The 15527-nt window shown below is 61.6% G+C and carries 8 protein-coding genes; 1 reads left to right on the forward strand and 7 read right to left on the reverse strand.

The features are described from left to right. Positions 1 to 263 precede the first annotated feature (263 nt). Entirely contained in the window at positions 264 to 1556 is a 1293-nt protein-coding gene (gene gbcA, locus CAG02_RS05150; RefSeq protein ID WP_085709155.1) for a glycine-betaine demethylase subunit GbcA, read from the forward strand. Between the two features lie 49 nt (positions 1557 to 1605). On the opposite strand, the gene CAG02_RS05155 is transcribed toward gbcA, so the two are convergent. The 7 genes from CAG02_RS05155 to dgcA form a co-directional block, all read right to left on the reverse strand. Further along, positions 1606 to 2850, reverse strand: coding sequence for a metallophosphoesterase (locus CAG02_RS05155; RefSeq protein WP_085709154.1), 1245 nt, complete (start codon positions 2848 to 2850; stop codon positions 1606 to 1608). 25 nt (positions 2851 to 2875) lie between these two features. Then, on the reverse strand, positions 2876 to 4744 hold the full coding sequence (locus CAG02_RS05160) for a hypothetical protein (protein ID WP_085709153.1): 1869 nt from the start codon (positions 4742 to 4744) through the stop codon (positions 2876 to 2878). A 164-nt stretch (positions 4745 to 4908) separates the two neighbouring features. Next, positions 4909 to 8361, reverse strand: coding sequence for an alpha/beta fold hydrolase (locus CAG02_RS05165; RefSeq protein ID WP_085709152.1), 3453 nt, complete (start codon positions 8359 to 8361; stop codon positions 4909 to 4911). A 985-nt stretch (positions 8362 to 9346) separates the two neighbouring features. After that, the gene (locus CAG02_RS05170; protein WP_085709151.1) at positions 9347 to 10117 is read right to left on the reverse strand and encodes an electron transfer flavoprotein subunit beta; all 771 of its coding nucleotides are present in this window, start codon (positions 10115 to 10117) and stop codon (positions 9347 to 9349) included. A gap of 9 nt (positions 10118 to 10126) precedes the next feature. Continuing rightward, positions 10127 to 11347, reverse strand: a complete 1221-nt coding sequence (locus tag CAG02_RS05175; RefSeq protein ID WP_085709150.1) for an electron transfer flavoprotein subunit alpha/FixB family protein — start codon at positions 11345 to 11347, stop codon at positions 10127 to 10129. Continuing rightward, entirely contained in the window at positions 11347 to 13296 is a 1950-nt protein-coding gene (gene dgcB, locus CAG02_RS05180) for a dimethylglycine demethylation protein DgcB (protein WP_085709149.1), read from the reverse strand. The genes CAG02_RS05175 and dgcB overlap by 1 nt, the downstream gene beginning before the upstream one ends. 155 nt (positions 13297 to 13451) lie before the next feature. Continuing rightward, complete coding sequence (gene dgcA, locus CAG02_RS05185; RefSeq protein ID WP_085709148.1) at positions 13452 to 15512, reverse strand: dimethylglycine demethylation protein DgcA; 2061 nt, start codon at positions 15510 to 15512, stop codon at positions 13452 to 13454. Positions 15513 to 15527 lie beyond the last annotated feature (15 nt).

A 15527-nucleotide genomic window follows, 5' to 3' on the forward strand; every position in this document is an offset into this window, starting at 1 on the left:
ATGTGGCGATTCTGCGTATAGCGCGAACGGCCCGTTTACCTATCCGCGACATTCACATACTTATCGCGACCAGCCCCCAACCACCGGGGGTTGCGCGTCGGGAACAGATTGCACCATGTCGCCCATGGATAAGGTTCTCGCCTGCGCCGGCCCCACACTCGCCCCAACACAAACAGATTCTTTACACCTTGCGTAGCACCCTTTAGCCGCACACCCGATCAGCCACTTTCGCGGCCACGCAGATGGCCTTGAGGAATTCATCGATGGACACCGCAAAACTCAGCCTGGGCGACCTGCTGGAACCCGCACGCAAGGCCACCGCGCAAATGCTGCAGGAGCGCGAGCGCACCTATTCGCTGCCGCAACCGTTCTACAGTGACGAGCGCCTGTTCGATATCGACATGCAGGAGATCTTCCAGAAAGAGTGGTTGATCGCCGGCATGACCTGCGAGATCCCGGCCAAGGGCAACTACATCACCCTGCAGATCGGCAAGAACCCGATCATCGTCATTCGTGGCGCTGAAGGCGTGGTGCATGCGTTCCACAACGTCTGCCGCCACCGTGGCTCACGCCTGTGCACCAGCGACAAGGGCAAGGTCGCCAAACTGGTCTGCCACTACCACCAGTGGACGTACGAGCTGGACGGTCGCCTGCTGTTCGCCGGCACCGAGATGGGCGCTGATTTCGACATGAACCAGTACGGCCTCAAGCCGGTGAACGTGAAGACCGCCGGCGGCTACATCTTCATCAGCCTGGCGGAGAACCCGCCGGCCATCGATGACTTCCTGTCGACCCTGAACCACTACATGGAACCCTACGACATGGAGAACACCAAGGTGGCGATTACCACCACCTTGATGGAAAAGGCCAACTGGAAACTGGTGCTGGAAAACAACCGCGAGTGCTATCACTGCAACGGTTCGCACCCGGAATTGCTGAAAACCCTGCTGGAGTGGGACGACGTCACCGACCCGCGCGCCGACCAGGCGTTCAAGGACCACGTCGCCGCGTCTGCTGCCGCGTGGGAAGCCGAAAAGATCCCTTACGCCCATGCCAGTTTCGGCCTGCGCAACCGCATCGTGCGCATGCCGCTGCTCAAGGGCACCGTGTCGATGACCATGGACGGCAAACAGGGCTGCGCCAAACTGATGGGCCGGATCAAGAACCCGGACCTGGGCTCGATGCGCATCCTGCACCTGCCGCACTCGTGGAACCACTGCATGGGCGATCACATCATCGTGTTCACTGTGTGGCCGATCAGCGCCCAGGAAACCATGGTCACCACCAAGTGGATCGTGCACAAGGATGCCGTGGAAGGCGTGGACTACGACGTCGAGCGCATGCGCAAGGTGTGGGACGCGACCAACGATCAGGATCGTCGCCTGGCCGAAGAGAACCAGCGCGGGATCAACTCCACCGCGTACCAGCCGGGGCCGTACTCCAAGACTTATGAGTTCGGCGTGGTCAATTTCGTCGACTGGTACAGCGAGCGTATGCTGAGCAACCTGGGGGCCGAGCCTGCGCCGTACCTCAAGGGTGTTCCGGTTCAGGGCTGATTCGCGTCATTGATCGTTCCCGCGTCCTGCGCGGGAACGATCAAACGGATCACTTCGATGACCACCTCACAGACCCATCCTCGCCAATAAACTCCTCGAAAATCTCCTCCCCCACCAACCTGATCTTCGCGTACCCGTTCAACACCCGCAGCGGATAGTCCGGATCCTTCGCATCCTGGGTCTCGGAAAACAGTATCCGTGGATGCCCGTTCAGCTCGCTGGTGGTGCCATAGGGAATCGCTCCGTGCCCGGCGCAGCGTGCATGCAACCCTCCCTGGGTCGCATAGACGATGCCATTGTGCAGATGCCCCCAGTACCAATAATCCGGCTCGCGCCCCAATGCATCGCACACCGGTTGATACAGCGCGGTCTTGTTGTGCCCGGTGATATCGAAGCCCTGATGATGACTGAGCACCATGAGCTTCTTGCGTTTCGGCAGCGCCTTCATCCACTCGATCTGCGGCTTGTTGAGTGTGCCGTCCATGTACAGGTTCATCACGTCCGAGGCATAGGCCGTGTCCAGTCCGACAATCAGCCAGTCGTCGTTGATCAGGGCAAAGTAGCTGGTGCCCTGCTGCCCCGGAAACCGCGCGGCCAGTTCCTTGAAGTAACCGTGGGCGCCGCTGTACATCTCGTGGTTGGAATTGAGGGTGAACGAGCCGTGGGTGCCCATCGGCCAGCCGGACATGTCGGTGTCTTCCTGGGAGTGAGTGCCCGCGTAATAGACATCCCCCAGGTGAATGGTGAAGTCGGCATTGGCCAGTTGCATCTGGTTGGCCACCGACACCGCCGGCGCGTGACTGTTGAACGGCCCGGTGCCCCAGTCGCCGGCAATCGCCAACGTCACTTCGCGATCCATGGTCACCAGCGCCGGGTCGGTACCGAAGGTCGCGTGATGACGCAGGTTTTCGATCCACTTGAGCAGCGCTTCGCTCCACAGCAGATCCAGCAGTTCCCACTTGCGGCAGCCGAGCAACGTGCCGTCCTTCAGCACCTTGGTCTGCAGTTGATCGGGCGATTGCGGCAACGGCGTTGCATTACCGATGCGCAGGATCGACAACCCGTGGGACAACTCCCACGGCACCGCCGGCTCGTCATCCGGCAACTCGCCGTTTTTCAGCACGTATTGCGCCTGATCATGACCACGCTGGAGCAACTTGATGATGGCCTGGAACTCCTCGGGTTCCAGTTCGCTGATGAGCTTCATCCAGGCCATTTCCACTCGCGTGAACAGGCCGTGCAGACGAACCTTGACCTTGTCGATTTCATGTTTCAGATGACCGACCGCTGACATGGCGTAATCCTCTATCCGTAAGGGTTCACAGGGTTTTCATGAATTCGATCAGCGCGCGTTTGTCGTCGTCCGACAGCGTCGTGCCATACAGGTGACCGCTGTTGTGATTGCCCTCCAGGCGCGTGTCGTACTTGAAGTCCGCCGAGGCTTTGGCCTGGGCGCCACTGGTGACGAAACCAACATTGACCGGGTCGTAGATGTCAGAGCCGGTGATGAACACCTGCGGGCGTTTTTCCGGTGGTTGCAGCAAGTCCCACAGGGTTGGCACCGAGCCGTTGTGCAAGTACGGCGCGCGTAGCCAGATACCGTCGGTGGGCGTGTTGCTGTAGCTCTGGGTCTTGCGGTAGGCGCCGAAATCGAACGGCGGTTTCTTGAAGGTGTGGAACGCCGCCACCAACCCGGTGGTGAACGAGTCGAGGCGATGCGGATCGGTGCCGAGCTGGTCGATGTTGGTGGTGACCTGCCCGGTGTCGGCGCGACCGAAGTCGTGGCAACCGGCGCAATTGGCTTCCCAGATCGGTTTGCCCTGGGCGACTTTGGCCTGATCCAGCGCCCACGGCCACGCGGGTGCCTTGTGTCCAAGCAGCCAGTTGGTCACGCGATTGAAACTCGGCGGCAGCACCGATTCCGGCGTTGCACCCACGGCCATCGCGGCGGCGTAGTTGCGCTCGTGGATCTTGTTGTTATTGCCGTCCCAGTGCAGGTACATCGATTCCCGGGGTTTCTGGTTCCACACTTGCGGCAGGTCGACGGTGCCGATGGTCGAGTCATCCGGGAAGCCGAACACCACCATTTTCGTCGGGTTGAAGGTGTCGGTACGCCCCGGCCCCTGCTGCGGCCGCAACTTCTGCCAGGCGTAGGCCTGCTTCTGTTTGAGCAGCGCGGTCTTGGCCATCGGGATGATCAGGTAACGGTTGTAGAGCCGCTCGAAAAAACCGAGCTGGAACTTGCTGTTGATCGCCGCCATCACCGCGTCGGTGGTGAATTTCGGGTCGCTGGCGCAATCGTAGGCGAACCACTGGAAAGCCTGCAGTTGCAGGGTGTTGGCCGGCGCACTCGGCACATTGACCGCGACGTCGCTGGCATTCGCCCGGTAGGAACCGGTGTGGCACAAAGCGCAGTTCGGCTCGACGGTCGGGTAACCGATCTGTCGCTTGGCCATGCCGATCGGCAAGTCCTTGCCGTTCTCGAACAGGAAGCCAAAGACTTCCCAGCCGCCGGGTTTCGGCATTTTCTCCGGGCACATCTGCGGCAGCACGGAGAACAGGTAATACGGAATCCGCGCTTCGATGCCCAAGCCAATGGCGGCGTATTTGTAGTGATCTTCGTCGGAGGCATATTCCTGCTCCGGCACCACCCGCAGCATCTGATACCAGGTCTGGTAACCGATGAACGCCAGCAGCGCGACCACCACCAGCGTACCGACCTTGAACGCGTGGTTCTGCCAATGCCGCGCCCACGCCGCCCGCCATTCGCGCCAGCCGTCACAGAGCAGCGCCAGCGGACGGTTTTCAGGTGTTGTGCCGAGGTACAGCAGGATGCCGAGGATCAGGAAAAAACTCAGGTCGCCCATCAGCATCGGTACGAACACCGAACCCTGGCTGCTGGTATTGATCAGGTAGATCCAGAACGCCACGGCGATCAGCCGCGTCAGCACGCACAGCCAGGAATGCACCACGTAGCGCGGTGCGTTGAAGCCCGACGGCATGTAGAACACGCTGATGCCCACCAGCAGCATCCCGGCGTTTTCCAGCCACGGGTCGGAGAGTTGCGGCGGCAGGCCGACCACCGATGTCAGCAACCCCGGCGCGAACAGCGCCGGGATCGCGAACACCATGTTCATTGCAATGCCGAGCCAGATGAAACGTTGAAACCAGCGGATGTAGCTGTCCATGTCATCCATTTCCTTGTGCAGACTGGAGAGATGTAGCGACTGACCTGTCGCCATCGCGAGCAAGCTCGCTCCCACAGAGAGCGCAGCCATGCTCAGAATTTGTGCTCGACACAGTCCCCTGTGGGAGCGAGCTTGCTCGCGATGGCAGTCGACTCGGTCCGAGATCAACCGAGGGCCGTTTTCTCCAGGTGTTCAAGGATGATCGGATACACATCGACCACCGCGTTCTTGCCGAACATGCAATCGATGTGGCCATACCCCGGCACCACATGCCGGCTATAGCGCTCCGGCCCGTGCTTCTCGCAGACCCGCTGATAGGTCTTGAGCGTGCTCTCCGGCAAATAGCACTGGTTCTCCGCGCCGCTGATGAAACAGATCGGCATGGTCAGCCGGTCGAAGTGCGGCATGTACACATCGTTGCCCTTGAAGTCCACCAGATGCCCTTTGCGCACGATTAGCGCCAGGTGCTCGAAGGTCTCGATGTTCGACTCGCCGAACAGTTCGTGCAGGTTGTCGTGCAGCGTCTCGTTGAGGGTGTCGTGGCGGTACAGCGAGGCGTACATGAAGGTGATGCGGTGGCACACCGGGTTGGTGCAATAACCCTGGGCTTCGATCCGCGCGTAGCCGTTGAGGGCCTTGTCGTAGAGGCGGTTGAACCAGTTCTCCTTGCTGTCGGCGTAGGCGGTCATGGATTTGATGCCGATGGCGTCGAGCATCCCCGGCAAGTGCAGACCGGCCTTCAGCCCCGTCGCCGTCGCGACCACCGTATCAGCGGCAATCTGCGAGCAGACCACCGAACGCACGCCCTGCAAACCGGCGAGCAACGACATGAAGAACGTGGTCGCGCCGTAGCAATGCACCACGCACTGCACGTCCTTCGCGCCGGTCTGCTGCTGGATCTGCCCGATGGCAGCCTTGAAGTCGTACTGGGCGATCTGGTCGCCGTTCCATTCCTTCTTGCTCGCCGGCAGCAGGATGCTCACGCGGAAATCCAGCAGCCACACGTCGTAGTCGTGCTTGCACAGAAATTCGAGCAGGTTGGTCTGGATCGTATCGGTAGAAAAGATGTTCGAGCCCACACCCAACCCGTGCACCAGCATCACCGGGCCTTTGCTGCCGGCCTGATAGCGGCTCAGGCGCAGTTCCACACCGTCCTCGGTGGGAAAGAAATGCACATCCGGCGTCGGCGCATCCAGCGGCCGTTTCAAGCGTGGCGGTGCGTCGGGGTTGAAGTATTTGTCGCCGGCGAACACCCCGCCGTAACTCTCCCAGAGGATCCCGGCGAAGAACTTGCCGAACCGCGCCAGCCCTTCAATGCGCTCACGCTCGTTGCGTGCATTGAGGACTTTCATGGTGGTCATCTGCTTGGCGAAATCCGCCGGTTTGATGTGCATCACACCCGAGCCGATGACTTCGCCGGACTTGTCCGGGCCGCGATACAGCGTCACATAAAGGGTGCTGGTGTCATGCCAGATGTTCAGCACGCCGTTGTCTTCCGGCACGGTTTTGAAGGCGCTGAAGAAATAGTCGTTGCCGTCCTCGGCGGTCAGTTTCATGTCGTATTTCATGTGGCGTGTGTCGACCTGCTGCTCGAATTGCTCGAACAGGTTGAACACACCGTTGCTGGCAGTCAGCGGCTGCGGCGACAGCGCCGGGGCGATCACCGTGCCGACGATGGTCGCGGCGTGTTCCGGTTCCTTGATCATCCGGTTGAGGTCGTTGGCGGTGATGGTCAGGGTGAAGTCGATCGGCGAGTTGTCCGCCTCGCCGCGTTTGGCCGCCGCTTCGTAAACCTTCAGATCGGTACTCTGCGCTGCGGTGAAGGCTCGGGAGAAGTAGCCCTTCATGGTCTCGGTGAATTGCACGCCGAGAGTCGGTGGCACCGGTTGTTTGCGCGGCGCCGAAGGCAGTGTGTAATCGATCGTCCAGCCACGGTCGGCGGCCAGCAGGCCCATGTTGCGCTCGCTGACGGCGGAGATGGTCAGCAGCGGGTTGACCGCCAGTGACGTCGGAATCACCGCGCCGTCGGTCACGTACAGGTTGGCGTAGACATCGCTGCCGCTCGCGCCGCTGAACACCTGGCCCTTGTGGTTGACCACGCCTTGCGCGGCGTCCTCACCCATCACGCAACCGCCCAGCGGATGCACCGAGACGATGCTGTGCCTGAGTAATTTGGTCCAGATCGGGTTCTCGACCCAGATCCCGCCCAGTGCCTTGGTGCTCTGGTGCAGGCGTTCGTTGCCGATCTTGAAGTTTTCCTGCTCGCCCACGCCAGGCCAGTCGATGCGCAGTTGATCCTTGCTGTCGAGGACCATGCGTCCCTGGCCGCTGTCGTGGCTCATGATCAGGTAGGTCTGCATATTGTGCAGGGCGCCGTAGTAAGGGCCGCGCAGAAAACTTTCGGCTTCGCGCTCCTTGTACTTCACTTTGCCGCTGAAGCTGTCGTCGGTGGGCACCCCGATCATCTCGGCGAACCCGGCCATCGCCGGCACCATCGGCCGCCCGAGGGCGCCGGGAATCGAACCTTCCTCGATGACCATGCGGCTGCTGCGATCACCCTCGTTGCGCATGTCGATGACCGACGTGATGCACGGGCCGACCGGTTTCATCTCCTTCGCCGAGTGCGTGCCGAAACCGATGCCGTTGATGGTCTGCTCGCAGTTGTGGCCGAAGCCGAGGATGTCGCCGTTGCCGCTCATGTTCTCGCCGAGCTGGCCGGACATCGCCAGGCCCTTGTCCCGCGAGCGCAGCAAAATTTCCGTGGAGCCCAAGGTGCCGGCAGACACCACGACAATGTCGGCCTTCACGAACAATGTCGGCGCGTCGAACTTCTCGCGGCCACTGTCGAGGTACTGGAAGTGCACGATCCAGCCATCACCGTCGCGCTCCAGATGCCGTACCTGTGCCTGGCAGAAAATCTCCGCGCCGTGATTGGTGGCGTCCGGCAGATAGTTCATCAGCGTGGTGTTCTTGGCCTTGTTGTTACAGCCTGAAACGCAGTCGCCGCAGTGGTTGCACGGCAGTTGCTCGACGCCGACGTGGTTGAGGTTGTTCGGCAGTTTGTCGAAGGTCACGTTGATCGGCGGCTTGTAAAAGTTCGCGCCTTGCTTGAGGAAGTCCGCGGACTTTTTGTTGGCATCGAGCTTGGGCAGGTTCGGTGCGCTGTCCGGATAAGCGTTGGGTTTGAGCATGGTCCGGGCTTTTTCGTAACCGGCCTTGAGCAAACCATCCTGGTCCTCACGCACCGCCAATGGCCAGCGTGGATCCTTGAACACATCGGCTGTCGGTTCCAGGGAAACGTTGGCATTGATCAACGACGTACCACCGAGGCCACAGCCGACCACCACGTTCTGCTGCGCGTTGACGTGCAGATCGAACAATCCCGTGCGCGAGCCGATGTGGCCGTCCGGGTCGTGCACCTGCAGCTCTTCGGTCGCAGCGATCATGGTGTTGGGGTATTCGCCGGGCTGGATTTCCCGACCGCGCTCCAGCAGGCACACCTTTTTGCCGGCCCGGGACAGGCGCGAAGCGGCAATGCCGCCGCCGTACCCGGAGCCGATGACGATCACGTCGTAGTGTTCCTTGATGTCGCTGATGGGCGTTGCGATCCGTGTCATGAGGTGGTTCCTCTCTCAGGCAGATGGGGCAACTCTGCGGTTGCCTGCAATCGATGGGCGAACGGGCACCTGGCCCCCGGGCAGGCCCGGCGGCAGTACAACGGCGTGGCAGAATTCAGGCGCTATAGACGGGCATGCTGATTGGCGGCACGACGCAAGGTGCGCGTGCGCGGCTTCGGGGCTGACAGCAAGCGGGGTTTGAGGGGTGAGCGATGTGGCTGGGTATCCATCACGCGTTCTCCCTGAACCAGATGTGGATAAGTGACGGCGGTCCTTGTGCCATTGGAGTGAAGACAGCGGCCGGTTTGAAGTCAAGGCAGGCTCTTAGAACTGTATGAAATCTGATCAATTGCCATTTGGACTATAGCCGGCGGGCCTTGCAGGGTTTGGCGAACAAGTTATCCACATAGCCACCCACAGCAAATGGGGACAACTGTGGATGACCTTGGAAAATAATCGGGGTTTTGTGAAGAAAAACCGTGACTTATTCAGAAGCAGCGATTCCATTAGCGATTGACTGTTTTTTGATCAAATCGCCACAAGCAACGGATTACGTGGCTTTCAGAGGATGGCGAACACCTTATCCACAGAAGCGCCAACAGAGTTCGGGGGTAACTTGGCGGGTGCTGTGGAAAAGCGTTGGAAGCGTTGATAAATCGGGGTTTGCGTCGGGTTGGTGGGGTTAAAAGGCTGAATTGATCGTTTTTTGATCAAATCTTTGTAAGCCACGATTTATATGGCTCTTGGAGGATAGCGAACATCTTATCCACAGAAGCGCCAACAGAGATTGGGGGCAAGTCGGGGAGCTATCTTGGGGAAAAAACCCGAAAAAACCGCAAGTTAGGCTGGTTGTTTTTTGATCTTCGGGCTGGAGGGCTTGGTTGGCGTGGGGTTCAGGGATGGGCGAACACGTTATCCACAGATCCGCCAACAGGGATTGTGGGTAAAAACCCTCTTCCAAAGGAAGAGGGTCAAATTCAGGACTCTAGCGGACAACACCTTCTTCTATCAGCAGTTTGAGAATAGCTTCGGCACCTGCCTCGGCAGTCACGCCCTTGAGCACCTGCCCCCCACCCCCACTGGCCTTGGCCGTAGCCGCCTTCATCCGGTCAGCCCCGCTCTTGGCCTTGATCACCTTCAACCGTTTCGGCCGGGGCTTGGCCGGTTGCAGGGTCGCTACCGCAAGCAATTCGTCATCCACCACTTCCACATCTTTTGCCTGAAGAACGCCGCGCCGCGCCGGGCCGTAAGCACTTTGCCGAGGCTTGGGCGCGGCGTTATCCACAGTTGCGAGAAACGGCAGGCGAACCTTCAGCCGGCGGCGCTGACCACGAGGCAACGCTTGCAGCACCAGCGCCGAGCCGTCGTTGATCGACTCGACCTGCGCCAGCCCCACCACCAGCGGCCAGCCCAGCCCTTCGGCCAGCAGGAACGGCAGCATGCCCGAACCTTCACCGGTTTCCGCCTGACTGCCGGTCAACACGACCTGAGCGCCGGCATCCCGCAAATAATCGGTCAACGCCGGCAACGCATCCGCACCGGCCGGTTGTTCCAGCACATGCATCTGCTCCAGGCCCATGCCCAGATAAGCGCGCAACGCAGGTTCTGCAATGTCGCCGGCGTGCAGCACTTGCAGGTTATCCCCAGCCAGTTGCAAGCCGAGTTCCACCGCGCGCGCATCCTGTTCGGCACGACGCGGGCGGCCCGAAGTCGGGTGAGCGCCGATTGAAACCAGACTGATGATCTTTGTGCTCATAACCGTTCCTTAAGCCGCATCGCGCTTGGCTTCGTTGCGGTAGGCCTCTACCGCCGCGATCAAGGCCTGAAGAATTTCCGCGCTTTCGCCGATCACCGACAGGTCGGCACGCTTGATCATGTCGCAGCCAGGATCGAGGTTGATCGCCACCACCTTGTCGCAGGCACCGATGCCTTGCAGGTGCTGGATCGCCCCGGAAATTCCCACCGCCACGTAAACCCGCGCGGTGACCCAGGTGCCGGACGCGCCGACCTGGCGGTCGCGGGTCATGAAGCCGTCGTCCACCGCCACCCGCGAAGCGCCTTCGGTGGCGCCGAGCGCTGCGGCGGTCCTGTGGAAAAGCTCCCAATCCTTGACCCCGTTGCCGCCGGAGAAAATGAACTCGGCTTCGGCCATCGGAATCGCCGCCGGGTCCACCGCCACCGCGCCCAGATCCTCGATCCGCGAAAGGCTGCGCGCCACGGGTGTGGATAACTCCACCGGCAGCGCTTCGTGACGGGTTTCGCTGACCGGCTCGGCGCATTCGGCGGACGCCAGAATCAGCCGCGCCACCGGGCGGGCAAGATCCTGCAACCCGGCACCGGCACGGCCAATGCACTCCTGATCCTTGACCTGCCACACCCGTGTCGCCGGGCGCTCGCCCAGTGCGGCGGCAAAGCGCCGACCGAGTTCGCCGCCACCGCTGCGGCTGTCCGGCAGCAGCCAGTGACGCGGGTTGAACTGGTTATCCACAGCCCGCAGGCCCTGGATCCGTTGCTCCGGTGCATAACCGCTGAATTCTTCGCCTTCCAGCACCAGCAAGCGGTCAACGCCCGCCGTGGCGAAAGCATTTTCCTTGTGCTCGCCGAACACCACGGCAAGCACCGCGCCGTCGCTGCCGGCCAGTTGATGAGCAAGGCCGAGCAGGTCGCGGTCGTGGCTGCTCAAACGGCCGCCGACCATGTCCGGCACCACGCTGATGTAGAACGCCGGGGCCGGCACCAGATGCAGCGGCAATTGCACTTCGACCGCTGCCGAACGTTTGACCGCCCCGCCCTGCTGGGCGCCGCTGCGGTCGATGCGCTTGATGCCGTTCGGCCCGATGAAACCGATGCCGTGCAGGTTCTTGCGGATGATCCCGTTAGGGCCCATCCAGCTGTGTTGCGCCGGTTGCATGGCCGCGTGCAGCGGGTGCAGGCGGTTGCGTGCGATCCATTCGGCGCGGGGGTCGCGGCGGATAATGTCGCTCATCAGTGGGCCTCCGCAGGTTCACGTTTGGCCGGGGTGGCAGGCTTGTTCGGCGCGGCGTCTTCGAGCAGCGCGTCGGCCACCAGTTCGGCGATGTCCTTGATCAACGGACGCGGTTCAACCACGCCTTCGAGCATCGCCGTGCACTGTGGACAACCCACAGCCACCAGCTCGGCGCCGGTCTCGCGGATGTCTTCCATGCGCATGTCGGGGATCCGCTGCTTGCCCGGAATGTCGGTGATCGGCGCCCCGCCGCCACCGCCGCAGCAGCGCGAACGGAAGCCGGAACGCTGCATCTCTTTCACCTCGATGCCGAGGGCGCGCAACACTTCGCGCGGCGCCTCGTACTCGCCGTTGTAACGGCCGAGGTAGCACGGATCGTGATAGGTCACGCTGTTGCCTTTGTGCTGACCGAGGTTCAGCGCACCGGCCTGGATGATTTCCGCCAGATAAGTGCTGTGATGCTGCACGAGGTAGTTGCCATCGAACGCGCCGTACTCGTTTTTCAGCACGTGGAAACTGTGCGGATCGCAGGTGACGATGCGGTTGAAACTGTATTTGGCCAGGGTCTGGATATTGCGTTTGGCGAGCAACTGGAACGTTGCTTCATCACCAAGACGCCGGGCCACGTCGCCGCTGTCGCGCTCTTCCAGCCCGAGCACCGCGAAGTCGACCTTGGCCGCTTTCAGCACTTTGACGAAGGCACGCAGGGTGCGCTGGTTGCGCATGTCGAAGGCGCCGTCGCCGACCCAGAACAGCACGTCGGTGGACTTCTTCTCGCTGAGCAGATTGAGGTTCAGGTCCGCCGCCCAGTTCATCCGCCCGCCCGGGGCGAAACCGCCAGGGTTGTCGGTGGCGATCAGGTTTTCCAGGACTTCGGCGCCCTTGTTCGGGGTCGCGCCTTTTTCCAGGGTCAGGTGACGACGCATGTCGACGATGGCATCGACGTGCTCGATCATCATCGGGCATTCCTCGACGCAGGCGCGGCAAGTGGTGCACGACCACAGGGTTTCGGCATCCACCAGACCGTTGACGATCGGTTGATGCGGATTGCCGCTGTGTTCGCCCACCGCTTTACCCGGATAAGGGCTGCCGGCGAACTGGGCATCGGTGCCGCCGGCAAGGCCGACCACCATGTCCTGAATCAGCTTTTTCGGGTTCAACGGCTGGCCGGCGGCGAACGCCGGGCATGCCGCTTCGCATTTGCCGCACTGCACGCAGGCGTCAAAACCGAGCAACTGGTTCCAGGTGAAATCCTTGGGTTTTTCCACGCCCAGCGGCGCGCTCGGATCATTCAGATCCAGCGGTTTCAAACCGGTGGAACGGCCACCACCAAAACGCTCAGCGCGACGGTGCCAGGCCAGGTGCAACGCACCGGCGAAGGCGTGCTTCATCGGACCGCCCCAGGTCATGCCGAAGAACAGCTCCGACACGCCCCACAACACACCGACGCCGAGAATCGCCGCCAGCACCCAGCCGCCGAAGTTCTCCGGCAGGATCCCCGCCACCGGCAAGGTCACCAGGAAGAACGACGCCGAGAACGCCAGCAGGCTTTTCGGCAGGCGCATCCACGGGCCCTTCGACAGCCGCGACGGCGGGTTGAGCCGACGCCGATAAACGAAGATCGCCCCGACGAACATCACCGCCGTCATCAGCAGCAACGCGTAGCCGAGGATGCGGTTATGCAGGCCGAAACCGTGGACCAGAATCGCCAGCACGATAGACGCCACCGCGCCACCGGCCGTGGCCACGTGGGTGTTGGCGATGTATTTGTCCCGCGCCACCACGTGGTGCAGATCGACCATGTAACGCTTGGGTATGGCGAACAGGCCGCCGATCAGATCGACCTTCGAGGCCCGGCCCCGACGCCACATGGCCACCCGCCGCAACGCACCCAGCACTGCGAGGGCCAGGGCTGCGAACAACAGGATTGGAAGAAGGGTGTTCAACATGGTGAAGCTCCCACCAGTACAGCCTGGAGAAACACGTTCGGCGTGTTCCTGTGGGAGCGAGCTTGCTCGCGAAAGCGCCGGGTCAGTCGATGCAGCGGTGACTGACAGAATGCATTCGCGGGCAAGCCCGCTCCCACAGGGTCATGTGCAAACCTTTAGAAGTCTTTGCACAACCGCAGGGCGTCATAGATCGCAGCGTGGGTATTACGCTGCGCCACGCAGTCACCGATGCGGAACAGCAGGTAACCGTCGCCATTGCTGCTCAACGAAGGTTGCGGCTGGATCGCGAACAGCGCCTCGACATCGATCTGGCCCTTGTTGCGCGAGCCGTCCTTGAGGGCGTAGTAGATTGCTTCGTCCGGGCGCACGCCGTTCTCGACGACCACCTGATCCACCACCCGCTCCTCTTTGGCGCCGGTGTATTCGTTCTCCAGCACGGCGACGAGCTTGTCGCCTTCGCGGTAGACCTTCTCCAGCATCATGTCGCCGGTCATGATCACTTCTTTCGGGTACATGCTGCGGTAGTAGGTCGGGAACGACGTACCGCCGATGGCCACGCCCGGCTTGATGTCGTCGGTGACGATCTCCACCTGGCTGCCCTTGTCAGCGAGGAAGTCGGCCACCGACATCCCGGTGAACTCGCAAATGGTGTCGTAGACCAGCACGTTCTTGCCCGGCGCAACCTTGCCGTCGAGCACGTCCCAGCTGCTGACCACCAGCCCTTCGGCGGCGCCCCAGTGTTCGTTCTGCTCCAGATACGGATGCCCGCCAACGGCCAGCACCACGATGTCCGGGCGCAAGTCCATGATGGTGTCAGCGTCCGCCGCCGTGCCCAGGCGCAGGTCGACTTTCAGCCGCGCCAACTCCAGCTGGAACCAGCGGGTGATGCCGGCGATCTGGTCACGCTGCGGCGCTTTCGAAGCCGTGGTGATCTGCCCGCCGATGAATTCTTTCTTCTCGAACAGGGTCACGTCGTGGCCACGTTCGGCTGCCACGCGGGCAGCTTCCATCCCCGCCGGGCCGGCACCGACGATTACCACCTTGCGTTTCGGCCCGGTGGATTTCTCGATGATGTGCGGCACGCCCATGTATTCACGGGAGGTCGCGGCGTTCTGGATGCACAGTACGTCCAGACCCTGATACTGGCGGTCGATGCAATAGTTGGCGCCCACGCACTGCTTGATCTGGTCGATCTGGCCCATCTTGATCTTGGCGATCAGGTGCGGGTCGGCGATGTGGGCGCGGGTCATGCCGACCATGTCGACGTATCCGCCCTCCAGAATCCGCGTGGCCTGGTTCGGGTCCTTGATGTTCTGCGCGTGCAGCACCGGAACCTTGACCACTTCCTTGATCCCGGCTGCCAGGTGCAGGAACGGCTCCGGCGGATAACTCATGTTCGGAATCACGTTGGCCAGGGTGTTGTGGGTGTCGCAACCCGAGCCGACGACGCCGATGAAATCGAGCATGCCGGTGTCGTCGTAATACTTGGCGATCTGCTTCATGTCCTCGTGGGACAGACCGTCCGGGTGGAACTCGTCGCCGCAGATACGCATGCCGACGCAGAAGTCGTCACCGACCTCGGCACGTACGGCTTTCAGGACTTCCAGACCGAATTTCATCCGGCCTTCAAAGGTGCCGCCCCATTCGTCGGTACGCTTGTTGACCCGCGGGCTCCAGAACTGGTCGATCATGTGCTGGTGCACGGCCGACAGTTCGACGCCGTCCAGGCCACCGGCCTTGGCGCGGCGTGCGGCTTGCGCGTAGTTGCCGATCACCCGCCAGATTTCTTCCGGCTCAATCGTTTTGCAAGTGGCGCGGTGTACCGGCTCGCGGATACCCGACGGCGACATCAGGGTCGGCCAGTGGAAACCGTCCCAACGGGAACGACGGCCCATGTGGGTAATCTGGATCATGATCTTGGCGCCATGCTTGTGCATGGCGTCGGCGAGATTCTGGAAGTGCGGGATGATCCGGTCGGTGGACAGGTTCACCGAACTCCACCATTGCTGCGGGCTGTCGATCGCCACCACGGACGAACCGCCACAGATCGCCAGGCCGATGCCGCCCTTGGCTTTCTCTTCGTAGTATTTGACGTACCGTTCGGTGGTCATGCCGCCGTCGGTCGCGTAGACCTCGGCGTGCGCGGTGCTGAGCACGCGGTTGCGGATGGTCAGTTTGCCAATTTGAATTGGCTGAAACATTGCTTCGAAAGCCATGGCGGGTTCCTCGAC

The organism is Pseudomonas sp. R43(2017) (assembly GCF_002112345.1).
GTDB lineage: Bacteria > Pseudomonadota > Gammaproteobacteria > Pseudomonadales > Pseudomonadaceae > Aquipseudomonas > Aquipseudomonas kribbensis.